Source organism: Rummeliibacillus pycnus (assembly GCF_044359855.1).
Classification (GTDB): domain Bacteria; phylum Bacillota; class Bacilli; order Bacillales_A; family Planococcaceae; genus Rummeliibacillus; species Rummeliibacillus pycnus_A.
The window spans coordinates 2,880,521-2,905,248 of the sequence record NZ_CP132291.1 but is presented as its reverse complement, the minus strand read 5'-3'; the positions used below and the strand labels follow the sequence as shown (position 1 = coordinate 2,905,248).

21 protein-coding genes are annotated in these 24,728 nt (G+C 34.4%); 5 read left to right on the top strand and 16 right to left on the bottom strand.

Annotated elements, in window-relative coordinates:
• Positions 1-93: 93 nt before the first annotated feature.
• The 3 genes from Q8X41_RS14320 to Q8X41_RS14310 form a co-directional block, all read right to left on the bottom strand.
• Positions 94-291, bottom strand: coding sequence for a helix-turn-helix transcriptional regulator (locus Q8X41_RS14320; RefSeq protein WP_397536943.1), 198 nt, complete (start codon positions 289-291; stop codon positions 94-96).
• 603 nt (positions 292-894) lie between these two features.
• Entirely contained in the window at positions 895-1,443 is a 549-nt protein-coding gene (locus Q8X41_RS14315) for an RNA polymerase sigma factor (protein ID WP_397536942.1), read from the bottom strand.
• A 279-nt stretch (positions 1,444-1,722) separates the two neighbouring features.
• Positions 1,723-2,961 carry a hemolysin family protein gene (locus Q8X41_RS14310; protein WP_397536941.1) on the bottom strand — a complete coding sequence of 413 codons (1,239 nt, stop codon included), beginning with the start codon at positions 2,959-2,961 and terminating at the stop codon, positions 1,723-1,725.
• Between the two features lie 165 nt (positions 2,962-3,126).
• On the opposite strand from Q8X41_RS14310, the gene Q8X41_RS14305 reads away from it, so the two are divergent.
• A complete protein-coding gene (locus Q8X41_RS14305) occupies positions 3,127-4,509 on the top strand; it encodes a dipeptidase (RefSeq protein ID WP_397536940.1) in 1,383 nt (460 codons plus the stop codon).
• 256 nt (positions 4,510-4,765) lie between these two features.
• On the opposite strand, the gene Q8X41_RS14300 is transcribed toward Q8X41_RS14305, so the two are convergent.
• Both Q8X41_RS14300 and Q8X41_RS14295 read right to left on the bottom strand, forming a co-directional pair.
• Positions 4,766-5,338 carry a nitroreductase gene (locus Q8X41_RS14300; protein ID WP_397536939.1) on the bottom strand — a complete coding sequence of 191 codons (573 nt, stop codon included), beginning with the start codon at positions 5,336-5,338 and terminating at the stop codon, positions 4,766-4,768.
• Positions 5,339-5,444: 106 nt separating this feature from the next.
• The gene (locus Q8X41_RS14295; protein ID WP_397536938.1) at positions 5,445-5,927 is read right to left on the bottom strand and encodes an amidase domain-containing protein; all 483 of its coding nucleotides are present in this window, start codon (positions 5,925-5,927) and stop codon (positions 5,445-5,447) included.
• A 188-nt stretch (positions 5,928-6,115) separates the two neighbouring features.
• Here Q8X41_RS14295 and Q8X41_RS14290 point away from each other — a divergent pair, with 188 nt between their 5' ends.
• A complete protein-coding gene (locus tag Q8X41_RS14290) occupies positions 6,116-7,138 on the top strand; it encodes a DUF2804 domain-containing protein (protein ID WP_397536937.1) in 1,023 nt (340 codons plus the stop codon).
• Between the two features lie 142 nt (positions 7,139-7,280).
• Here the strand turns inward: Q8X41_RS14290 and Q8X41_RS14285 are convergent, their stop codons facing one another.
• From Q8X41_RS14285 to Q8X41_RS14270, 4 genes are all read right to left on the bottom strand, one after another.
• Entirely contained in the window at positions 7,281-8,606 is a 1,326-nt protein-coding gene (locus Q8X41_RS14285; RefSeq protein WP_397540275.1) for an MATE family efflux transporter, read from the bottom strand.
• A gap of 232 nt (positions 8,607-8,838) precedes the next feature.
• Positions 8,839-8,997 (bottom strand): DUF2087 domain-containing protein, encoded by a 159-nt coding sequence (locus Q8X41_RS14280; protein ID WP_397536936.1) that lies wholly within the window; start codon positions 8,995-8,997, stop codon positions 8,839-8,841.
• 646 nt (positions 8,998-9,643) lie between these two features.
• Positions 9,644-11,182, bottom strand: a complete 1,539-nt coding sequence (locus Q8X41_RS14275; protein ID WP_397536935.1) for a hypothetical protein — start codon at positions 11,180-11,182, stop codon at positions 9,644-9,646.
• Positions 11,183-11,597: 415 nt separating this feature from the next.
• Positions 11,598-12,332 carry a glycerophosphodiester phosphodiesterase gene (locus tag Q8X41_RS14270; RefSeq protein ID WP_397536934.1) on the bottom strand — a complete coding sequence of 245 codons (735 nt, stop codon included), beginning with the start codon at positions 12,330-12,332 and terminating at the stop codon, positions 11,598-11,600.
• A 141-nt stretch (positions 12,333-12,473) separates the two neighbouring features.
• Here Q8X41_RS14270 and helD point away from each other — a divergent pair, with 141 nt between their 5' ends.
• Complete coding sequence (gene helD / locus Q8X41_RS14265) at positions 12,474-14,699, top strand: RNA polymerase recycling motor HelD (RefSeq protein ID WP_397536933.1); 2,226 nt, start codon at positions 12,474-12,476, stop codon at positions 14,697-14,699.
• 121 nt (positions 14,700-14,820) lie between these two features.
• On the opposite strand, the gene Q8X41_RS14260 is transcribed toward helD, so the two are convergent.
• The 3 genes from Q8X41_RS14260 to Q8X41_RS14250 all read right to left on the bottom strand — a co-directional run bounded on the left by Q8X41_RS14260 (position 14,821) and on the right by Q8X41_RS14250 (position 16,740).
• Positions 14,821-14,961 (bottom strand): hypothetical protein, encoded by a 141-nt coding sequence (locus Q8X41_RS14260; RefSeq protein ID WP_397536932.1) that lies wholly within the window; start codon positions 14,959-14,961, stop codon positions 14,821-14,823.
• Positions 14,962-15,260: 299 nt separating this feature from the next.
• Positions 15,261-15,842: a GDSL-type esterase/lipase family protein gene (locus tag Q8X41_RS14255; RefSeq protein WP_397536931.1), complete on the bottom strand. Its 582-nt coding sequence runs from the start codon at positions 15,840-15,842 to the stop codon at positions 15,261-15,263.
• Positions 15,843-15,876: 34 nt separating this feature from the next.
• Positions 15,877-16,740: a GNAT family N-acetyltransferase gene (locus Q8X41_RS14250; RefSeq protein WP_397536930.1), complete on the bottom strand. Its 864-nt coding sequence runs from the start codon at positions 16,738-16,740 to the stop codon at positions 15,877-15,879.
• Positions 16,741-16,859: 119 nt separating this feature from the next.
• Between Q8X41_RS14250 and Q8X41_RS14245 the strand changes: the two genes are divergently transcribed.
• Positions 16,860-17,906, top strand: a complete 1,047-nt coding sequence (locus Q8X41_RS14245; RefSeq protein WP_397536929.1) for an acyltransferase family protein — start codon at positions 16,860-16,862, stop codon at positions 17,904-17,906.
• Positions 17,907-18,025: 119 nt separating this feature from the next.
• On the opposite strand, the gene Q8X41_RS14240 is transcribed toward Q8X41_RS14245, so the two are convergent.
• The 4 genes from Q8X41_RS14240 to Q8X41_RS14225 form a co-directional block, all read right to left on the bottom strand.
• A complete protein-coding gene (locus Q8X41_RS14240) occupies positions 18,026-19,849 on the bottom strand; it encodes an ABC transporter ATP-binding protein (protein ID WP_397536928.1) in 1,824 nt (607 codons plus the stop codon).
• Positions 19,842-21,575, bottom strand: a complete 1,734-nt coding sequence (locus tag Q8X41_RS14235; protein ID WP_397536927.1) for an ABC transporter ATP-binding protein — start codon at positions 21,573-21,575, stop codon at positions 19,842-19,844. The genes Q8X41_RS14240 and Q8X41_RS14235 overlap by 8 nt, the downstream gene beginning before the upstream one ends.
• A gap of 423 nt (positions 21,576-21,998) precedes the next feature.
• Entirely contained in the window at positions 21,999-22,253 is a 255-nt protein-coding gene (locus Q8X41_RS14230) for an EamA family transporter (RefSeq protein ID WP_397536926.1), read from the bottom strand.
• Positions 22,250-22,468: a hypothetical protein gene (locus Q8X41_RS14225; RefSeq protein WP_397536925.1), complete on the bottom strand. Its 219-nt coding sequence runs from the start codon at positions 22,466-22,468 to the stop codon at positions 22,250-22,252. Before Q8X41_RS14225 ends, Q8X41_RS14230 begins: the two co-directional genes overlap by 4 nt.
• Before the next feature lie 181 nt (positions 22,469-22,649).
• Between Q8X41_RS14225 and Q8X41_RS14220 the strand changes: the two genes are divergently transcribed.
• Positions 22,650-24,662 carry an EAL domain-containing protein gene (locus Q8X41_RS14220; RefSeq protein WP_397536924.1) on the top strand — a complete coding sequence of 671 codons (2,013 nt, stop codon included), beginning with the start codon at positions 22,650-22,652 and terminating at the stop codon, positions 24,660-24,662.
• Positions 24,663-24,728 lie beyond the last annotated feature (66 nt).

Genomic DNA, 24,728 nt, shown 5'->3' with positions numbered 1-24,728 from the left:
TGCATAATTCAAAGAAAAAAAGACCGTTCAAAAGTTTGAACGGTTTTTTGTTTCACCACCAAATAAGCCTATATATTATTGGCGATAGCATTCCTAGAATGGGAAAAATAAGCCACCAATAGTGATACATAAAATCCCAAAATGTCTTATGAGATTATCTAAATCAGGATACCCTTTACCGAGCTCCCACTTTGAAACAGACTGACGTGAAATATCTAAAATCCTTGCAACATCTTCTTGAGAATATTGATGTAGTTCTCTTAACTTTTTTAAACGACTCTCTAATTCCATAAACTGTTTGCCTCCAATCTAAAGTATTAAATAAATGATAAGCAATCCCCATTCTTTAAACCAGAAGTCATTATTTGCAATATCGCAACCAACAGTTGCAAATGCATACATATAGGTTTACACGTTGTTTCTTGAGCGCTTTTTCTTATATTTATTTAGAATAGTCTGTTTGTATTTCACGCGTATTAACTATCCATTTTTATCCATTTAAAAAATGAATGATCAACTGATACCCCTATGTAGGGTCTCAACTGCCACGCTTTTCCCGCGGGAGTCGAGCAATCCTCCGCTCTACAATCAATAAACAGTGAGGCACAAGAATATTGAAAGTAAGATTACAGAAGAATATTCTTCCTATTTTATCCTAATCAACACGCTTGTTTGTATTTATCATTATATTGTTTTTCCAACATATTAATGCTAGTAGTACATTTACGAGGATTTAAAGTAATCTCCATCCAACTTTTAATATTACTTCAGTCTATTTTCATTCATGCATAAAAAAATCGTTACTCTATAGAATGAGTAACGATTTTTTTATCTTATTCATAGCCAACAACCTCTGCATAGATTGTGTGATGCAGTGATAAGGTCTTGGGCTTTTTATGCTGGCAAAATGACTTCTGCTGATGTTGCATCAGACATCATGATGTCTTTTAAACGTTGTTTTGCGCGGAATAGACGAGATTTTACAGTACCAATTGATACTTTCATCAATTCAGCAATTTCTACTAAAGAGTATTGATTTACATAGAAATATAAAAGTGTATTACGATAAATACTATCTAATTGATTAATTTTCTCTTGGACAATTTGAGAAATTGCTTCTTGTTCAACTACCGCTTCAGTAGATGGTTCATTATTGGGAACCAAATCTAATACTGGTACGTCTAATGTTTCAGGTTGACTCATCATGTACTTACTGCGACGAACATTTTTGCGATAGCGGTCGCGGAAAGTATTCATACAAATAGTTGTTAACCAAGCTTTCACGTGTTCGACTTCAGCAACATAAGTTTCGTAGCGAACGACCTTTACCCAAACTTCTTGCATAAGGTCTTCTGCTTCTGCTTTGTTACGAGTTAATTTTAAACATAAGTGATATATATAACGATTGTATTCTTCATAAACATTTTCAATTGTAATATTCATTTTTAATATCCTCCGGTTCAATGTCTTGCTTTGTTAAACTTATTTTCGCAAAAACAAAGCTTTCGCTCTATCGGATTAACTTTCAATTTCATTACATTCGTGTAAGGTTTGTGTGAAAAGCATGTAATAATCTACCTTTATTCGTTGTGATACCTAACTTTTTGAAGAGTACACACTAACAATTCCAACATTGAAGACCAATAAAATTTCAAAATCTATATTTTATATTGCAATAAAAAATGCCTAAAAGTTCCGTAAGGGTCTTTTAGGCATTTTCTTTTATTCTTCTATCAGTTGTTTTGTAATCGTCAATTTTGTAATTCGGCTATCGTCTACTTCATTTACAACAATATGAAGATTTTCAAAATCAAACGTTTCCCCAGGCTCAGGTATATGCAGACTTAATTCTAGTACAAACCCACCAACTGTTTCGTGATCTTGCGGAATCGCAACCTTAAATAGATGATTAGCCTCTTCAATCTCTAATCGGCCATGGCAAACTAATGTATTTTCCGTTAAATCATATATAAATGATTCCTCTTCCTCATCTGATTCATCTTCAATTTCTAGACCAATCATTTCTTCTATTATATCTTCATGTGAAACGATACCGAGTGTACCGCCATACTCATCAAGCACAATGGCTAAATGTTTCTTTTGTGCAAGCATCAATGTGAATACTTTTTCAACACTTACCGTTGAAACAACATAAAGAGGATCTGGGTCCATAAAATCTACCAACTCTTTTGTCGGGTCTAATGACCATTCAACAAATTTCTTCGAATAGAACATCCCTACTATATTATCCATGCTTTCTTCATAAATGGGATAGCGTGTAAATGAGTATTCTAAAATTGTATTTCTTACTTCTTCATAGGTAGCATCAGCTGGTAAACCTACCACATCCGTACGATGCGTACCTAAAACATCCGACACATCCTTGTCTGGAAAATCTAATACTTCTTTTAAACGTTCAGATTCACTTTCGTCAAATGCACCTTCTGTAGAAGCAAAATCTACCATGCCTCTAAATTCTTCTTTCGTCAAAGTTGCTTCCGTCACTGCTCCATTTGAAATAATTCGAATAATCAAATTCGTGAACCCTTGTACAATCCACGTAACAGGTCTAAGGATTTTTACGGATAATGCGATAATTGGCGCTACTATATACGCAAGACGATCTGCAAATGTTACAGCAATTGTCTTTGGCAAAACTTCACCAAAAACAATAATAATAATAGTTAAAATTGTAGTAGCTACTGAAACCTGCCAACCATGACGTAATGCAATAATAGTTAATAATGTTGGCATTAAAATATTTACCGTATTATTTATAATTAAAATAGTCGTAATCATACGATCTGGTTGAGCAATTAATAGGTTCAGTTTTTGAGACATTCTGTCACCTTGATTTGCTCGCAATTGGACCTTCATCCTATTTATGGCTGTTAAAGCTGTCTCACTTCCTGAAAAGAAAAATGATATGAGCAAGCATATGATCAATCCCAGAAATTCCAACAAGATTCCTCCCCAAAAAACCGTTCAAATTTCGCACGAAATTTCTACTACATAATATACCATATTTTAGTGAGTTCTGCGTTTTATGAGAGTTGTGCTTTCTATATAAAATGTCTGCTATGCTATAATAATTTTATTATTGAAATACTGAAATGAGGGATTTAAGTGAGTCAATTAGAAGCATTAGATACTTACTTTACTACACATCGTGATGAACAACTCGAAGAAATGAAACAATTTTTATCTATCGCAAGTATTAGTTCTTTATCTGAACATAAAGAAGACATGAAAAAAGCTGCTGCTTTTCTTGGAGAATCCATGAAAAATGCAGGACTTGAAAATATTAAAGTCAATGAAACAGCAGGACATCCTATTGTCACTGCAGATTGGTTACACGCTGAAAACAAACCAACTGTTTTAGTATATGGTCACTATGATGTGCAACCGGTTGATCCTTTAGAATTATGGGATAGCGAACCATTCAAGCCTGAAATTCGCGACAATATTTTATATGCTCGTGGTTCTAGTGATGACAAAGGCCAAGTATTTATGCACGTAAAAGTAATCGAAGCTTTAATGAAGGAAAATGGCGAACTACCAGTTAACGTGAAATTCCTTATTGAAGGTGAAGAAGAAATTGGTAGTGTAAATCTTCCTGCTTTTATTGAAGCAAACAAAGAACAACTTGCTACGGATTTAGTATTAATCTCAGACACAAGTCTTTATGCACCAGGTCGTCCTGCAGTTTGTTACGCATTACGCGGATTAACAGGTGTTCAAATTGATGTTCGTTCAGCAAAAGGAGATCTTCACTCAGGCATTTATGGTGGTGGCGTTCAAAATCCCATTCATGCTTTAGCAGATATCCTTTCATCATTCCACGATGAACATGGTACAATTGCTGTAGATGGCTTCTACGATAAAGTACGACCAATTACAGCCGATGAAAAAGCTGCATACGAAGCTTTAGACTTTGATGAGGAAAGTATTAAAGCAGAAGCTGGTGTCAAAGAATTATACGGTGAAGAAGGCTACACCTATCTTGAACGCACATGGGCACGTCCAACTTTAGAAGTGAACGGCGTCTTCGGTGGTTTCTCTGGAGAAGGTATTAAAACAGTTCTTCCTGCAACTGCTGGCGCTAAAATCACTTGTCGTTTAGTACCCGATCAAGACCCATATGAAATCGTAGCGCAATTACGAACACATATTGAAAAACACAAACCAGCTGGGGTTGATATTACAGTCACTGATTTTGATAAAGGGAAACCTTTCATCACACCATTGGATCACCCTTATATCCAAGCTGCAGGTCGTTCATACGAAACACAATATGACGCAAAAACAGCATATATTCGCGCTGGAGGCTCTATTCCAATCGTCGCAACATTTGATGAAATCTTAGGTGCTCCAATAATTATGATGGGCTTTGCATTATCAACAGAAAACTTCCATGCACCAAACGAACATTTCCACTTAGAAAACTATGATAAAGGTCTTCGCGTAGTTAGTGATTACTACTATGAAGTAGCAAATTTATCTAAATAAGAATATTTTAAAAGCCAACATTCCTAATGTGTAAATAGGGATGTTGGCTTCTTATTTGGTTTTGTTAAACAATACGGTTAAGATTCCATAAATTTTGATACTGGCGGACGCTTGCCGCGGGCAAACTGACGGGCCTCCTCGCTGGAGTCGCCGCCCTTCTCAAATAAGAATGCATTAAAAACAACAATATCATACAACAAAGCTTTTTATTTAAAAAAGTTTAGTAGCGTAATAATAACCGCTTCTACATTTAAAATTATTCACCAAAAATCGTAACGATTTCTTCTGCTGGTTTACGTGGTTTTTCATTTGGAATTGTATCGAAATAACCGAATTGAAGCATGCTGATGATGCGTTCTTCTGGTTTCACGCCTAATGCTTCACGGAACTTTGGATTATCAATCCAGTTAGGTGTTTTCCAGCAAGCACCAATTCCGCGATCCCATGCTAGTAATTGCATATTTTGAATGAAGCTACTAGCTGCTGCAAAGTCTTCATAACGTTCTTTTTGACGTACATCTTGTGGCATAATCACAAATGCATATGCACCTGGCGTTGTGAATTTTTGCATTTTTTTCGCAAGTACGTCTTCAGATAATTCTTTCCAATCTGGCACTGCATATTCACGGATTAAATGTTTTAAAGCATCTAATTCAGCTCCACAAGCAAGTACTATTCGCCATGGTTGACGATTACCATGATTTGGCGCCCATACAGCAACGTTAATAATTTCCATTAAATCTTCACGGTCTACAGGTTGGCCATTGAACAATTTAATAGAACGACGTCCACGAATTGCTTCCTTGACTGATAAAGATTGTTCATTCATCATAATCACTCCTATAATACGAACACAATTTACGTTGAATATACTTGTATGTATATTACCCTCTCCACCTTACCACAGTCTGTTGGAAAATAAAAAGAACATCATCCTATGGAGTTACTGTTATATGCATGAAATAATATTTTATATTTGGTGTATATGCGCTCGAATCCTCATATGTCCATAAACGATGATAACTGTTAGTCGTATGTGCATTGACATAAGGTACACCATTTATTATGCTCGTTACAATTAAAGAATGTCTGATTCTACCATCCCCAGTAAAATCGATGAAAATCAAATCCCCTAACTCTAACTCACTTTCGCTTGAAACTCTTTTTCCTTGTAATCCTTTTTTTGAATTTTGTAAGTGCCAGAAAAGTGCATTTGCTGTAGACCAACTATAACTCCATGTTCCTCCCTTTAACCACCATCCCTTTATTCTATCAGGGTAACCTGTCATGGGTGCTTCACCTGCTAGCAAACATTGTGAAATAAAATTTGTGCAATCATCATCGAATCTTGGGAATGCAGGATTGAAATGGTCCCACCAACGATTCGCATAATCAACCGCCTTTTGCCTATTATACATAGTCCATAACCTCCTATTGCACTGTATGTAAGGACAAACCCAATTGATACTTATTCTGGGAGTGTTATAACAAATATATAACTTTTTCAACATTCCTATTATGAGTGACCAATATTACACTTTTTTTGGTACAATGAGAACAATATAATTTTGTATCTCCTATTTTTATGTTTGAAAGGATGTTTGATTTGACACAGCATGCTGAAAAAGAAATTGTTGATGTGACATTACTATGTGATAAAAAAGGCAACTTAAATCCTACTGCTATCGGTTATGCAAGAAAACCTATTATACAAAGTAATCTGAAAGGTCATATTTTACGTAAGAAAAAATGGAATTATTGGTGCGTTTTTGGTGACGATATTATGTTCTCAGCGACGATTAGTCATTTAGATTACGCAGCAGTTTGTTTCGTTTATTTTCTCGAATATGAAACGCAAAGGTATTTTGAGAAAACCGTCACTATTCCTCTTGGGTATAAGCTAAAGATGCCAGAGAGTGTTTTAGAAACAGTGTCTTTCAATAATAATGATATCAAGATTCAATTACTATATTCTCAAGGTGAGACACAGATGACTGTGACGATCCCTGATTTTGATGGGGATCTTTTGCATGCCGATTTAACAATCAAACATCTAGAAGACGATGATTCACTGAATGTCGTCATCCCATGGAATCGTCAAACGTTTCAATTTACGGCAAAGCATCATTCTTTACCTGCATGTGGTTATGTGAAAATTGGAGATAAACGTTATAATTTTAACGAGGAAGACTGCTTTGCCGTTCTCGACTATGGACGTGGAATATGGCCACGCGAGTCAACTTGGAATTGGGGTATGGCCTCACAACGCTGTGGCAACCACCGTATAGCATTAAACTTTGGTGGTCAATGGACAGATGGAACCGGTATGACAGAAAATGCTTTTTTTGTTGATGGTAAAATGCAAAAGATTCATGAAGATGTTATTTTCAAATATAATAATAAGAATTACATGCAACCATGGCATATTACAACGAAATTTACAGATGATGTACAACTTATATTTACACCATTCTTTGAACGAGAAGCTACTACTGATGTCAAACTAGTGAAATCCTCAGTTCACCAGATGGTAGGCTACTATAATGGTCGTATTCGCTTGAAAAATGGACGTTATATGCCTATCCAACAACTACTCGGGACAGTAGAGGATCATATTGCAAAATGGTAATTATATATAGCAAAAGAGAGCCTATTACATTTTAGAATAGACTCTCTTTTATTCTTTGTAGCAATGTTACACTTCTCTTTACTCCTCAGTTGGATTAGTTGTCTTAGTCGCATACCTTGCTTTCCTTTTATCCAACTACTAATTATGTTACTAAACGCGTTAATTTTTTCTTTTTCCATATTAAACTATAATACAAATATTGTAAGAAAAGTCCGACAATGAAAGCAACCGGATACCCAATCCATATACCCTTAATTCCTAAATTAGTATAATGAGAAAGTAGGTATGCTACGGGAACTTCGATACCCCAAATCGATATAACGCTAAGAATTGTCGGCCAAAGTACATTTCCACTAGCACGCATCGTTGAAATTAGGATATATGAATGACCAATTATTAGGTAGCTCCATAAAGTAATCATTAGTAAGCTATGAGAGATCTGTATCGTATTTTGACTTGTTAGAAATAGATGAAGAATAGGTTTAGCCAATAGATAAGTAAATAATACGGTTATTCCACCTAGTACATAATTAAGCAAGATCCCAACGCGGATTACTTGATTTAACCGTTCGAATTGATTTGCTCCAATTGATTGGGCTACGAAGATTGATACAGTAATACTGATACATAACGCTGGCATTTGCACATAACTTACAAGTTGATTTGCTACTCCATATGCAGCTGTTGCATCTGACCCATATTTGTTTACAAAAGTAATAACTGCTATTTCAGAAAGTGAAAGAAAAATCATATTAATACTTGTTGGTATTCCAAGTTTTAATAACAATTTTAATAATCCAACATCCATTCGAAGATATTTTCTTGAGGCATTTAATTGAAGCGGGTGTTTAGTTTTATATAAATAAATTAGTAATATAACGAATGTCAATATAGTTGAAATTAGCGTAGCGTAAGCCGCACCATAAATATCAAAATTAGGGATTCCGAACCACCCAAATACGAATACAGGCAAAAGGATTACATTTAGTATTGTACTTAATAAAAGAAAGTAAAATGGCGTTTTAGAATCTCCAGTTCCTCGAATTAATGTAGTATATACAATATACAAAAACATAATAGGCATTGACCAAAATAAGATTTGAGCATAATGCACACTTACATTCAAAATATTTTCAGGTATTCCTATTCCTATTAAAATATCTTTACTAAAGATACTTCCAATAATCGCAAGTATAAGTCCTAATATAAAAGTAAAAGAGAGAGTAGTTCCTACAATTGCCTTTAATCTTTCTTCCATTTTTGCTCCATAAGCTTGCCCAATTAAAATTGAACTACCTGATCCAATCCCAATTGCAAATGATATTAGTAAAAATAGCAATGGAAAAAAGGCTGCTATTGCTGCTAGTGCATTTACCCCTAACCAATGTCCAACAACGATCATTCCAAATACCTGACCAATTGATTGCAATATATTGCTTAAAAGTAGAGGAATCAGGAATATTATCATCGGACGTAATAATGTAAGTTTATTTCCCCTAGGTTCTTTTGAAGTTAATTCTTCTTTTTTTAATTCTTCAGTTGAAATCAAGCTTTATCCCCCTATTCATTTAAATTTTCTGAGTTATATCTACGTTCTCCATATATCTTAAGTTTATCTAGCCATTTTTCACGCCGGCACAGTTTTTGTTTCTTTATATTGTATTTTCAATTCTGTTTTTCAATCCATTTTATTCATCCTCTCACTTATTCATTGTTAACCAATACTGGCTTCCATCTGCTTTCCGATCAATAAAACCATATTCAATTAAGTAATTTCTTAAAATGACATAATCACGGTAAACAGCTGTCAGTATTTCATTGATTAGTATTTCATTGATATCTTTTTTCTTTATGAGCATGTTGATCCTTTTCTTTCAAAAGCTCCATCATAACTAAAAAAACCTTACTTGTCGTTCTTTTTATATAAGCAAACACGCCCTTTATTCACCTAACTATTTATAAACATAATATGTTATCGTTTATTTATTGTCAAACATAATTAAATAATGTTTATTTTTATCATTTGTGAATGAATACAAAAAAATGAGTATCCTTTGTAAATAAAACCCTTAATCTAAGTACCAGTGACTACAACTTTATTTATGGGATGAAGGAAAACTATTAAGATTCTTCACCAAGTAAATATATAAGATCCTTGTATGATTTTTGGCAGGCTCATTGTTTTTAACGGACAAGCGAAAAACCCCTTCAGAGTACTGAAGGGGCTTTTCACCTTATATATTCACTTAAAGCAGATATTTCTTTTTAGAAAGGGGGCATTTTTATATTTCATGTTTATTAAGGAGTTTTTGTTCCAAGCAGATAAAGATCATTCCTGTTATTTTGTTTAAAATACTACTTCTCCCTACTAGATACATTGTGTCTGCACCAGGGATTAAATTATTATTCAAATAAAAAAGAGTTACAATAGCAAGTATAAATTCTTTCTACGATAGAAATCTTCAACATAAAAAAAAGGAACCGCATTTGCGATTCCTAAAATGTTTATTTATTTGCTCCGTTTATGACACTAAGCGAATCGTTAAGTGCAGTTTTGCACTTGCTGGCATCAGGATTTGATGAACGAACTGATGCTAATACAACGTCAATTGTTCCATCTATTTTAGTCCATGTTGTTCCATCTATTTTTCTTAGTTTAGGCTCTGCTACATCCCATTGATGTTCTAAAGCGTCAGCACTTTTTTTCGCCGCAGTAAAGTTAGTTGAGTTTACTTGGTTTAGCATATCACTTTCAATTTTAGCGAAATCTGTTAATTGCCCAGCTAATGTAGTTGCTTGCGATGCTTTATTTGCACTATTTAAGGCACTAAGTGAATTAGTAAGTGCAGTTTTGCACTTGCTTACATCAGGGCTTGATGAACGAACTGATGCTAATACAATGTCAAACGTTCCATCTATTTTAGTCCATGTTGTTCCATCTATTTTTCTTAGTTTAGATTCAGATGCATCCCATTGATGTTCCAAATCGTCAGCCTCTTTTTTCGCTGAAGTAAAGTTATTTGAGTTTACATCCTTTAGCATATTATTTTCAATATTAATAAAGTCTGTTAATTGTCCAGCTAATGTAGTTGCTTGTGATGCGACGCTATTACTGATTGAATAGTAACTGCCTATACCACCACCTAAGAAAATGCACAGTACTGCAATGGTTTGTATCAAAACATTTTTCTTGTTTCCATTTTCTTGGTTTGTTTCTGCTGTTTCACTTTTTCCTGTTGTATCAATTTTTGTAACAGCTAGAAAAACAATTATTGCTAAAATAGCTACAAGGAAAATTATACTAGTAGTGGTTGTTCCTAAACCTAGCCCGCCATTAACTTTTGGTTGAGATAGGAAATCTCCTAATGATGCTCCAAGTGGACGAGTAAGAATATATGCAATCCAAAACGCTAATACAGCATCAAGTTTCAAGAATTTATATGCCAAGTAGATAACAGCAATAATAATAATAACTATTGTTCCTGTTTTAACATAACCAAGTCCTAGTTGTTCGGAATATAAATCTCCGACTGCTGTTCCAAGTGCAAATGTGAAAAGAATAGTAAGCCAATAGAAGGCTTCTCTTCTTCTTGTATAAATTGAGTGGATTGAAAGTGTTTTTTCACTAAGATACCAGAAAAGAAAAGTTAAACCTAGTAGCACAGAGAAAACTGCTGTACTAACCTCTAGTCGTACTCCTATATTATCTGTCAAATTATCAGTTACCAACGTTCCAAATACACTTATTAGAACAACAGTTGTCCAATAAATTGCTGGAACATATTTAGTTGCTCTGAATTGAAGAAACAAGAAAATGAAAAACGCTATTCCCATAAGTATGGTAGTGTTCATTAACCCTAAACCAAGGTTGAAATTTAGGAAATCCGCAAATGTTTCTCCGACAGTTGTACATAAAATTTTGATAATCCAGAAGAAAATAGTAACTTGTGGAACTTTGTTTAGCATTTGTCTTCCTAGTGATGGGGTGACTGAACTTCTATCTGAATTAGTTGGCATAGACTTACTAATTCCTTGATCTTTCATAACAACCGATTCCTCCTAATTTTCTAAAATTAGACTTTGTCTATAGACTTTACAATTATTCCTTTGCCTATCCCGTTAAATTAAATTTGTCCACAACTAATGAAATCAAGACCTATTTCAATAACTTAAGAGGCATACACCTATTGTAATAGAACAACATAAAAGGAATCTTAGTAGGTATTTAGTAGACAATTAAAATTAGATTAAAAATGAATTAAAAACGAAAAACGACAGCAACGAACTGTCGTTTTCTTCCGGAAATTATTATATTGATATTATTTTCATTACTTCAACATCTTATAATTTTAATGAATACTGTTAATTTCCCTATAAAAAATGGCATCTTTCAAACATCAACAATGATATTTAACAGCACCAATTATAAAATGAAAAATCTTATAATTCACAATTCTATTCAATTTTCGTATCTTTTGCGATAGGCATGACGGTACATTTTTTCGGGATAATCTGTAAAAACCGCTTCTACTCCAAGCTCTTCCATTAGATCATAATCCTCAAGTGTGTTAATCGTATAGACCCGTACTTTATTCCCAGCTTCTATGGCCTTCTTCACAGCTCGACGTTTGGCAGCTACTAGTGAGACATGGAGTGCATTAGTGCCAATCATTTTTCCATACTCGTCTAAATTAACTAAAATTTTCATAAATAGCGCACCAACCTCATTGAAGGGTGCTTTTGCAAGAACTCTTTCTACAATTTCATGGTCAAACGATGAAAATAATACGCGTTCCATCATGTCATGAGATTTCACTGTTTCTAACACGTCATCCTCTAAGCCTGGATATTCAAAAACATCCGTTTTTAATTCGATGTTAATCATATGATGTGTTGCTTTAAAAAGATCAAGCACTTCATCAAGGGTTGGAATTTTCTCCCCCGCGAATTGTTCACCTTTCCATGAACCAAAATCATACGAACGAACCTCTTCAAAAGTCATGTCTCGAATATAGCCTTTGCCAGTTGATGTACGATCAATTTTTTCATCATGATTAATCACTAACACGCCATCTTTAGTACGCTGAACATCTAGTTCAACACCGTAAATTGGTAATCTTGCTGCTTCTCGAAATGCTACTAATGTATTTTCTGGAAAGGTGCCCGATGCACCACGGTGCGCAAATATATTCATCTGACTTATTCCTCCACAATTCTTACTTGTTCCTTCCATCCTACAGCGCCTAAAACTTTTAAACAACGTTAAACTTCATTTAAAATGATAACAAGCGTATAGTAGTAATTATTACCCTTTGAAAATACGGGAGGCGATTTCATGACACAACATCCGGATTTTAAAGAAGAAGAGCAACATTTAGCTTATACAAAATATTATATGCAAAAGTTGTTAGATGAATCAAAACGTGATGTGCAAACCGCACAAGAAAATATTCGTACTGCGATGGCTGATTTAGATTATTTAGATTCCAGTTTGAGTTACCAAAATATTTTAACGAATGCTCGCTTCTTCGATATGGCAAAAAATCAACGTGAAGGGTTAGAAGCAATTCGTCAAAAACCTTATTTTGCACGTATTCACTTTCAAAAAGAAAATGAGCCAGCTGAAAAATTATATATTGGGAAAACATCCTTGTTTGACCGCGAAACGCAAGAACCTATTATTGTCGATTGGCGTTCACCAGTCGCTAATGTCTACTATGACGGACGTCTTGGTGATTTAACATATGAAGTAAACGGCGAAGAAAATAAAGGTCACCTATACTCCAAGCGACAATATAAAATTGAAAAAGGACGATTACTTGAAGTCCGTGATATTGACCTCACTACAAATGATGAGCTCCTGCAAGATGCATTAGCCGGAAAAGCAGATGTTCGTCTAACTGAAATTGTCTCAACAATCCAAGCTGAGCAAAACGAAGTGATTCGCGCACACTTAAAACAACCAATCCTCGTTCAAGGTGCCGCTGGTAGTGGTAAAACAACTATTGCCTTACATAGAATTTCTTATTTTCTATATACGATGGGCGAACATTTCCGTGCACAAGATTTAATGATCTTAGCTCCGAACAAATTATTTATCGACTATATTGCTGACGTTTTGCCAGAACTGGGCGTTGGTCAAATTTGCCAAACGACATATGCTGAGTATGTGCAAAATGCTACGAATATGAAACTGAAATTACAAGATCCAAATGAGCAGCTTGAAAAGTTAGTACAACAAGATACAATAGATGAAATTGCACTCTGGGTTTCAAAAATGAAAGGAACACTTGAATACCGTGACATTATGGCGCGGTATGTCGCCAAAATTGAGCATGAAATTGCTGATCAATTTGAAGATGTCTATATTGAAAAATATCGTATTTTAAAAGCTTCACATATACGTAGACTTTTTTTAGAGGATTATAATTATTTATCTTTAGAAAAAAGAATTGCAAAAATTCGTTCTGTAATGCAAAACCATGTGCGACAAAAGAGAAAGCAGCTACTTTATACTTTAAAAAAGCGGTATGATGCAGTATTAGATAAGGCGTTATTTGGCATTCGTGATGATGTAAAGCGTAAAGAAGTTGTAACTAAATGGATTGATGAGCGAGATGAACGAATTCCTGCAGTTGAAAAAGAGGCAAAAACTGTAGTTACCCGCTATATGAAACGATTTGAAAAATACAAGATTAAACCACTCTATCGTGAATTTTTAACAAATCGATCTTTACAAGAAGAACTGGCATCGGAATGGTCAAAAGAAGAACATGACCGTTTTGAAGAAGCTCATAAAAAAGAAATATGGGCTTTAGAAGATTTAGCCGCTATATTCTATTTGCAAGCTAAAATTAAGGGCATAAAAGATGAATGGAAGATGAAAGTTGTATTTATCGATGAGGTACAGGATTATAGTTTGTTCCAACTTGCAGCTTTAAAAGAGGGTCTTGAAACGGATATGTTCACAATGGTGGGCGACCTTGCACAAGGAATTCATAGTTATCGTTCATTGACAGAATGGTCTCCTGTTCGTGAGCTTTTTCCACGTGCCAGCTACAAGACATTGCAAAAAAGTTACCGTACAACAATTGAAATTATGGCTGTCGCTAACAGTATTTTAGAGAAAATGGATGAAGATTTACCTTTAGTAGAACCTGTTGTTCGCCATGGTGAAGAACCAATATTTCATGAAATGGCGCAATTTGATGCTACTCAAATTGCTGAAATCTATGGGCAAATTAGAAATAAAGGACACCGTTCTATTGCACTTATTTGTAAAACAGCGGAGGAAGCTAAAAAAGCCACTAAAATCTTGAAAAAAGCAAAGGTACATGTGCAGACATTATCAGAAACATCCGAAATTGATCAAGAAGCTTTGCTTATTATACCGAGTCACCTTGCGAAAGGCCTTGAATTTGATGCAGTCATAATCGCAGCAGTTGATGATCCATTTCGAGATACAACGATTGATCGCAAACTCCTATATGTTGCATTAACCCGTGCAATGCATGAATTGCATTTGGTTGCTGCTAAAAAAGAGGATTTTTTATTACAATAGAAAAAAGGCTTGGAAACATCGAAAGTTTCCCAAGCCCTTTTTCAATTATATAAATTACTATTTTTCTTATTTGTAAATCGAGGATCGTACTTCTCTGATCCTCGATTTAACATAATTTTTTTTACTTTCGAGAAGGAACCGGATAATAACGTTTTTTGGGGCTATCGATTTTACCTACTCTTCGTCCTATGATTTTACAAAGGATTTGGCTGATTAAATTCTTATGCACACTTTCTACTTTTTGTAATGCGGGTAGTCTCATAAAATCCCCCCTAAAAGTAAATTATATTTTTATAATATGTAGTAAACCCCAATATATGTATGATGCATAAAGAAAATTTTTGATTTATGACTACTTTTTTATAATTGAATCAATTTCATAAATCTATTTTCGATTTTTAAATACGAACATTTCAACACATTAATTTTTCACTCTTCAGATTTGGATGTTCCGCTACAGACTAACACTTTCCATCAGCAAGCAATCAACAAAAAAATAAGTTGGTCCTATTGATACTCAAAGGGGGTAAGAAAATCCCCTCTGAATAATATTTCACTTTATTAATATTTTTCGGCTACTCCTTTTTCAAGAATGCGAATTTCTTTAGCAATCATATTGGATAAGAGTTGATAACCCTCTTCCCCAAAATGAAGACCATCATTTTTGATTCCAATAAGAATCTCTCTATAATTTGACCGTTCATATAAAGCTGAGAAAAAATCAATGAAATTACATCCTATTTCATCGGAAATTTTCTTTACAGTATCCCCATATGCTTTTATTCGCGCATTGGACCGATGAGGTTGCAATGCTTCATCAACTGGAGCGGGTGAAATTAAAATAACCTTTTTTGCTCCAATTTTTTTAACAAAAAAACGTAAATTCTCCTCATAATCCTCTAATCGTACTAACTTATGTGCTGCAGAGTCATTTGCTCCAAATAAGATTGTCACCAAATCTGGATTCCTTTTTAAAACATCATTTTCTAAACGTTCTACCGCAGTAACTGTCGTATCTCCCCGAACACCTGCATTAATAAAAAGATGCTCTGTTAATTTCTGCTCTAGCATTGTCGTTAACATTGGTTTTGGATAGCCTTCTTCTCTTGCAGTTATACTATCTCCGAAACAAACAATTTTCATAACCTTCACACACCATTTTTTTTAAATCAATACATTATTTCTTAATAAAATAATCTACTTGCTGTAATGATGTAAATCCTGCTTTTTGGTAAACACTAAGTGCGTTCGTATTATCAATTTCAACATCCAACAAAACCTTTTGTTGTTGTTTTTGATGTGCATAATTTTTTGCCCATTGTAAGACAGCTGAGCCAATTCCTTGATCTCTTAGTGATTGCTGAACAGTAAAAGCTGTGATCCATACACCTACTTCATTTTCTACTATAGAAACAGTTGCAACTACTTGTTGATTAAGTTCTACCATATTAAGCATTCGTCCAGCTGTGGTCGTATTAAAGTTGATAAGTTCATCTGTTTCTTCAGACATGTCGCCAAAGCCATCATGCATTAGTGTAACTAATATATCTCGATCTTGTTTGATAAATGGGCGAACAAGGATGTCTTTAGAAATCTCACATGATTCTGCATCCGCTTGTAATGTTGCTTCTGAAGAATTGTATTCGTACCCTAGTTGTTGCAAAAAATGATGTCCAGCAACATCATTAAATGACACTCCCATGTCACCTGTTGCACCTCGTTCAACTAGAGCTTTAATAAATCCTTGGACAAGTGCTGTACCAATCCCTTGTCTTCGATAGTCAGAATGTACAACTACACTCCATTCATAAGTATTAAGACCAAATAAATCCATCGCACTAAGTGCTCCTAATAATTGCTCTTGTTCGTTATATGCTAAAACAACTAATCCTTGGCTTTCATAGTTTTTCCAACTATCAGCATTCATTAATAGGGCGATGTCCTGCTTCCCAATAGTATTTGCATTTTGCATTAACTCTTTTAACTCTTGAATTGTTAACTTATCAAGTGGATAAGAAGCTTTCGATAAAAAGATATCCATTCATAAGTCCTCCATTCTGTAATTATTTTGAAATATAAATGATATAAAAATTTTACATTTTTCTACTTTTCAGACTAAGACTATTGGTATAGAATATCGCATTGGAGGGCTTAAAAGTAATGAATAAAAAACGATTAACCTGGGTCGATGCGACAAAAGGTTTTTTAATGATATTAGTAGTAATTGGACATTATCCTAAACATTTAGATTTTCCTTTACTAACATATATTTACTGGTTCCATATGCCTGCATTTTTTGTTCTTAGTGGTTTATTTTTTAGACCAGCAGACTCTAATGCAGCAATGATTCAATCCATTAAAAAACGAACGATGCAGCTAATGATTCCTTATATTTTTTTCCTAATAATCATAACATGTTTCCGCTACGCAATAGCATTTATGACAGGTAACACAGATTTAGAATGGTACAAGCATGATTTACTTACAATCCTATTTGGAGGACGATTTGCTCGAGGTTCTTATGGTGTTATTTGGTTCATCACTACATTATTCTTCACCTATATCTTATTCTTATTAGTAACACGTTATTTAAATCGAGTAAACCAAGCTCTATTCATAAGTTTGTGCTATGTACTTGCTCAGCTCGAAAGTTTTTATGTTGTCAATATTGTTGGTGGAGCTGTTGATAAAGCATCCCAAACAATTATGATACCTTGGAATTTAGATGTGGTATTGATTGCAGTTGTCTATTTTGCGATTGGTTACTACGCAAAGGAAATCTTCTTACATGTACGTCTTCCTTTATGGATCACATGTACAGCAATTGTATTAATGGCTATGCGACTGACTTGGAATAAAGAATTAGACTATCACCTTAGTATGAAATTTATTCGTTATAGTCATCCAATATTAGATATTGTTCTTCCTATGGCATTTCTTATTGTGATCTTTGGTTTCTTCCAATTTGTCACGAAGTATATTCGCTTAAAGGCATTAGAATTCATCGAAATGCATTCCATTACAATCATGTATCTACACATTTCGGTTGATAAATTTATGAATGACTTTATAGAGTATGAATTATTAGGTTATACATTGATATGCCTAATTATTCCACTCATTATTTCGATCGTTATGAAGCGATTTATGCCTTATTCAACTCTATTGATGGGTAATTTCCGGTTCAAAAACGTTGCAAAACCTTAAATCCACCTAAGTATTTATTTTCAAGAAAGAGCTGTTTATAAGCAAACTATTTGCTTATAAACAGCTCTTTTACACATATTAATGGAAAGTCCAGCCCCACTAATTGAAGCTTCACTTTATTACAACCTTGCTTGTTGTAGCATTTGATAGAATATCCCCTTTTTCGCAATAATGTCTTTTCTCATACCCGATTCTACTAATTGTCCTTGCAGCATAACCAAAATGATATCGGCTTTTCTTACAGTGTTTAGACGGTGTGCAATAACAAAACTTGTGCGTCCTTCCATTAAACGTTCAAGTGCTTCTTGTATTTCTAATTCCGTCACCGTATCAATACTACTTGTTGCTTCATCTAACAATAAGATCGATGGGTCTGCTACAAGTGCTCTAGCAATGGATAATAACTGTTTTTGTCCTTGACTAATTTCTCCACCGTCTGCTGTTAAAAACGTGTCATAGCCTTGTGGCAATGACATGATAAAATCATGAGCATTTGCTTTTTTAGCTGCTTCGATCACTTCATGATCTGTCGCACTTAGTTGACCATATCGAATATTCTCTTTTACTGTTGCTTCAAACAAGAATGGTTCTTGAAGGACAAAGGCCATTTGGCTACGTATATTTTCACGAGAGAATGTTTGAATTGGCTGATTATCGATTAAAATTTGACCTTTTTGGACATCATAAAAACGAGCAAGCAGTTGCATAATCGTTGTCTTACCAGCCCCCGTAGCACCGACTAAAGCAGCTGTTTGACCTTTTTTCACATGAAAATTGATATGTGAAATTGTCTGATTTTCTTCTTCTGCTTCATATTTAAATGACACATCCACAAACTTAACATCACCTTGTAATTTTTGCATTGGAACATTTTTGGATTCATCTTGTTCTTCTGCCTCATTCATAATTGAAAACACTCGTTCTGCACCAGCAATTGCAGATAATACATTATTAAATTGGTTTGATAAATCGTTTAAAGGTCTCGTAAATTGACGAGTATATTCTGCAAATATCACTATTGTGCCAATCGAAACATAGCCCTTTAAAGCAAGAAGTCCACCCACGCCTGCCACCACTGCAAAACTTGCATTGTTTAGTAAATTCATCACTTTTGGAATAGCTCCTGAATAGACATTTGCCCAATAGCCCACTCGACGCAAATGACTACTTTTCTCTGCAAAATCATCAATCATACGTTGCTCTTGAGAGAAAGCTTTCACAACACGCTGTCCTGATATAGTTTCTTCAATCATGCCATTGAGTGCACCTAATGCTTGTTGTTGAGCCTTGAATAATTTCCCTGTCCTTCTTGTTATCCATCGAGTAGAGATAAACATAATAGGAATAATAAGCATGGTCATAAAAGTCAGTAAAGGACTCATTGTAAGCATTACTATTACAGTCCCTACTAGCGTTAAAACACTGGAGAATACTTGGATAAACGTACTATTTAAAGTAGAACTAATATTATCCATATCATTCGTCATACGGCTCATTAACTCACCATGCTGTCTTTTATCAAAGAACGAGATTGGTAATCGCTGTAGTTTCGTGAATAAACCTGAACGCATACGATAAACTGTTTGTTGAGCTATTCCAATCATCCAATAGTTTTGCAAAAACAGCGAAATAGATAAAACAATATATACAAACACAAGTCCTACAATCATTGTTTTTAAGCCGGTAAAATCCCTTTTCATTATATGATCATCAATTATTTTACCAATTAAATAAGGACCCAATAATGACAAAATAGAACTTACTATAACCATTAATAATACGACAATTAATAAACCTCTTTGCTCATCAACAATTTTCCAAATGCCACCTAATGTTGTTCGCCAATCGCTCGCTCTTGCTCCTTTTCTTTTTTTAGAAGTCTTTATATCTTCCTTAGAAAGAACAGGCTCATAACTAATTGAACGTAGCCACGATCTAATCATCACTTTCCACCCCCTGTTCCTGCTGAGACTGAGCAATTTTTTGATACAATGTTGAACTTTTCATTAGTTCATCATGTGTACCAAACGCAGATACAACTCCATTTTCTAACAGTAAGATTCGATTTGCTCCTTGTGCTGTGCGAATTTTTTGTGTCACAACAAGCATTGTTGCTCGCTCATTCGCTAATGCTTCCCACAAAGCAGACTCCGTTTTTATATCAAGAGCACTTGTACTATCATCTAACAATAAAAACTCAGGTTTACGTAAGATTGCTCTTGCAATTGACAATCTTTGCTTTTGTCCCCCAGATAGATTAACACCTTTTTGCCCTACTCGCGTTTGATAGCCATTCGGGAAATGCGTCACTGAATCATGAATTTGTGCCTGTTTTGAAGCTTTTTCTACTTCTTCTAATGATGCATCCGTTTTACCCCAAGTTACATTGTCGAAAATAGTCCCTGTAAAAAGTAGAGAGCGTTGTGGCACATAGCCAATCGCATGCCGGAGATTTTCTACATTCCATTCCTTACTATCTACACCATCAATTAAGATTCTTCCTTCCTTGACGTCATAAAACTTAGGAATGAGCTGTAGCAATGTAGATTTCCCTGAACCTGTCGCCCCCATAATGGCTATTTTTTCACCTTGTCCACAAGTAAATGAAATATTTTTCAATACATACTGATCTGTCTGTGGATATTTAAAAGAAACATTTTCAAACGTAATTTCGCCATTCTGAGATGGCTTCTCTAGACTAGAATGTGAAATGACATCCTCAACACCACTTCCTATAAGGAGAATTTCCTCCATTCGATCTGCTGATGCCTTCGCACGAGAGAATAACATAATGATAAATGCGAACATTGAAAATGACCCTGTCATGCGCATTGTGTAATTGATAATTGCGGCAATATCTCCTATTTGAGTTTGCTCATGTTGAATTTGCTCTGCGCCAAACCATAAAACTGCTAGCATCGCTACATTCATGACAATTAACAATATCGGTTGAATATATTCCATTAAACGTAGTGCACTTGATGTATCCTTTTTCAATGCATGTGCTATTTTCTCAAAACGACTTGCTTCATATAAGCCCCTTAAATAAGCCTTTACTAAGCGCATCGCTTGTAGGTTTTCTTGAATAACCCGATTTACTCTGTCTACTCTACGCTGTACTGCTGCAAACTGGCTTATACTTTTTTTCACCATCAAATACATGAAGATTGCAAGTATTGGTACCCCTAAAACTAAGTACATAGCTAATGATGCATCAACATAAAATGCCATAATTAAACTACCAACTACAACTAATGGCGCACGTAGCATAATTCGTAAGCTCATAAAAAATACTTGTTGAACCTGTGTTACGTCATTCGTCATCCTTGTGATCAATCCGGAAGAAGGAAAACGTAAAAAAGTTGTCATAGTAAATGACTGTACTTTTCTGAACAAGGCATTACGTAAATCATATGCAAAATTCTGCGCTGCATATCCTGAGAAAAAGGAATTTAAGATGCCAGCAATAAATGCTAGAAAAGCTAATGCTAACATAATAGCTCCCCATACCCCTACGGTATGAACGTCTTTTGCTACAATTCCTTCATCAATAATTTTTCGAATTAGTAATGGTTGTGCAAGCTCAACAGCTAGTTCGACGAACATCAACATAAGGGCAATACATGCAGGCACTTTATATGTTTTTATGTATTGAAAGATTGTCTTCAATATATATTCCCCCTTTCAACTTTTTAGCTAAAGTTAATTTTCATTAATTATGATATATTCGCAACCCGAAATAAAGAAGTTTACCCTAGATTATTCATAGATTATTTTCTAAAAGACAAACAAAGATGATTGTCCTGATTTGTTCAACATTAAATGTGTATTCGCTTCGCTGTTGGGCCTTTCTTGCTTGTTTTCCGGCAGGAGTTTCACAGTTCCTATCCACTTCTATAAAATTTATTAAGTTAGTCAAGAACCCATTTCTCTATAGGTTATAACAATGGCAAAATAACAATATAGTTTTAATCTACTTCTTCAGTTTATCCATATGATTTACGGTGAAGGTATGAATAATACAGGCTATTAAAAAAGATGTCTCGTAAGTGAATTCCCCCACTTATAAGCCATCCCTAAAAGCTAAAGCATTTAAATTGTTTTTTTATCGAAAGAGGCATTAGTTAATAATAAAAATAAACCAACTAAAGTACCTAACACCCCAAACGCTTGGTACTTTGGTGGTAGCATCTTGTTTGTAAATGAAACAAACAGCACGACAAAGATTGGTACCAAAAACTGTAGCAGCGCTACTAAGACCGCACTACTGGCATTAATTGCCTCAACAAACGTATATTGGATACCTAACATGCCAACGATGCTAAATATAACTAGTTTTTCCATCATACAGAATGTTTCCAAATAGACGTAATATCATTGTTTTTGTTATAAGCAAAAAACAATGATAATCCAGCAAAAAATAATCGATTCGTTAACATGAATGATACTGTTAGGTCACTATTTGTCAAAACCCATTCCATCATGGTTCCAGTTGCTCCCCAAAGTATTGTACCTGATACGATCATTACAATTCCTTTTATTCTAGATGTTGTATTATCCACTATTTCATCTCTTCTTGGGAATACATCTTACTGTATTTTCCAAAATTTTATTAGATTTTTTTAATTTTATATACATTTATCCTAAATAAATAATTTTTACTTGATTATCTATTACTAATGACTTATTACTCACTATTTACTATAATAGTAAGTATAGTAATTTCAAGGAGACGTAGAATTCATGTATGACATTCAAACAATTTTTCAAACTGCTAATCCTATATTGAACCAAATGCCATATCCCATGATGATTTTAAATCCAGAGGGCATTGTTCTAGCTTGGAATCGTCAAGCAGAAAAGACATTCGGCTATTGTGCAGAAGAAGTACTAGGGAATTTTATTCCATTTATCGAAGAGGAAAGAACCTATTTTTATAAAGACTTATGGAAAAAAATTGTTCATTCTGCAGATCCTCTGCACCTTGAATCAATAACTTTCTCCACTAAAAAAGGTGAAATTGTCAATACACCAATGACTTTAAAAGCATTTACAATTGATAATAACCGCTATATTTACTGTCAATTTAACCTAGGAACAGAGGAACAACAAGACTTATTATCGTTTAATGAGTTTACAAGTATCCGAGATGGCTTAGAATCCTCATTTATGATGCTGTCTATAGATCCTGAAGGTTTAATTACATATGCAAATAATTTATTTTTAAAATATAGCAAATGGACACCAAAAAGAATAATTGGAAAAACATTTTGGCAAATGTTCCCTCAAACTCCTGAAAGCTCTGTGATAGCAGATGCAATTTGGAAATCTTTACAAAATGGGAAACAGTGGAAAGGCGAAGCTGAAAAAATCACAAAAGATGGTCAATCCTATTGGGTAGACTTAACAGCGATTCCTATTTTCACTTCTTCAAAAAAGCCTTCCAATTTTATCTTGTTAGAAAACGATATTACTGATAAAAAAAGATTACAAAATCGACTTGAAAAAATCGCATATATTGATCAAGAAACAGGTCTAATGAATCGCTATCGTTTAGAACAAATCGTCAATACAATGATTTCAGAAGATCATCATTTTACTTTTGTCTATTTTAGTATTGATAAATTCTATTCTTTAAAAGAATTATATGACGATCAAGCTGAACAAGTATTACTTCAAGAATTTACACAACGTATGAAAATGTATTTCCAAGACAGCTCTATGGCACGTGTTAGCATTGATGAATTTGTTGTGTTAACACCACTTGGCGAATGGTTTATTCAAGGCTTCCTTACATATTTAGATCAGCACCCAATATATATAAACAATTCTACTTTACCTCTTTCCATTAGCGGAGGTATTACAAAGTATCCAGATGATCAGATTTCATTTACTCATTTAATGAAAGCTTCGTATGCTGCAATTCAAAAAGTACAATCTGAAGGTGGCGGCAGTATCTCAAGCCTTACGAAAGCAGATCATAAAGCGTTGCATAAAAAGTCTGTTATCGAAAAACGTCTTCTTGTAGCATTAGACAAAAAAGATCTAAAAGTCTTGTATCAACCGCAGTTGGATTTAAAAACAGGAAAAATTACAACAGTAGAAGCTTTAGTTCGTTGGGAAGATGAAGAAATTGGTACAGTTTCGCCAGAGGTATTAATTCCTATCGCTGAAGAAACGGGATTAATCAATGATATTGGTTCCTTTATGTTAGAACAAGCATGTTTACAAGCGGCTGCATGGCATAGAAAAGGAATAGATTTAAAAGTAAGCATTAACTCATCTGTACGTGAGTTCCGTGATAAAAATATGGTTAAACAAGTACGCCGAATACTTGAAGACACCGATTGTCCAGCTGAATTGATTCATATTGAAATAACAGAAAAATTTGCATTAGAAGCAGAAGCAGAAACTTCCATCATACAACAAATGAAACAATTGCAAAATGAGGGAATTGTATTTGCACTTGATGACTTTGGAACAGGCTATGCTTCATTCCGTTATATGCAACTATTGCCATTATCTCAAATCAAAATTGACCAAACATTTATTTCAACTATTCAATATCAACCTAAAAGTCAAATGCTGATCCAAGGTATGATTCAATTTGGGAAATCAATTAATATGAGTGTATTGGCAGAAGGTGTTGAAACACAGGAACAACAAGATATCCTAACAGAATTTGGATGCGATGCTATCCAAGGTTACCATATAAGTCGCCCAATTGAGGCAAAAGAAGTTGAAAAGCTATTATAAAGTGAAAATCCACTCATAGTTTTTTCTTCACGCACTCAGAACTTAATATACAAAAAAGCGATTGAA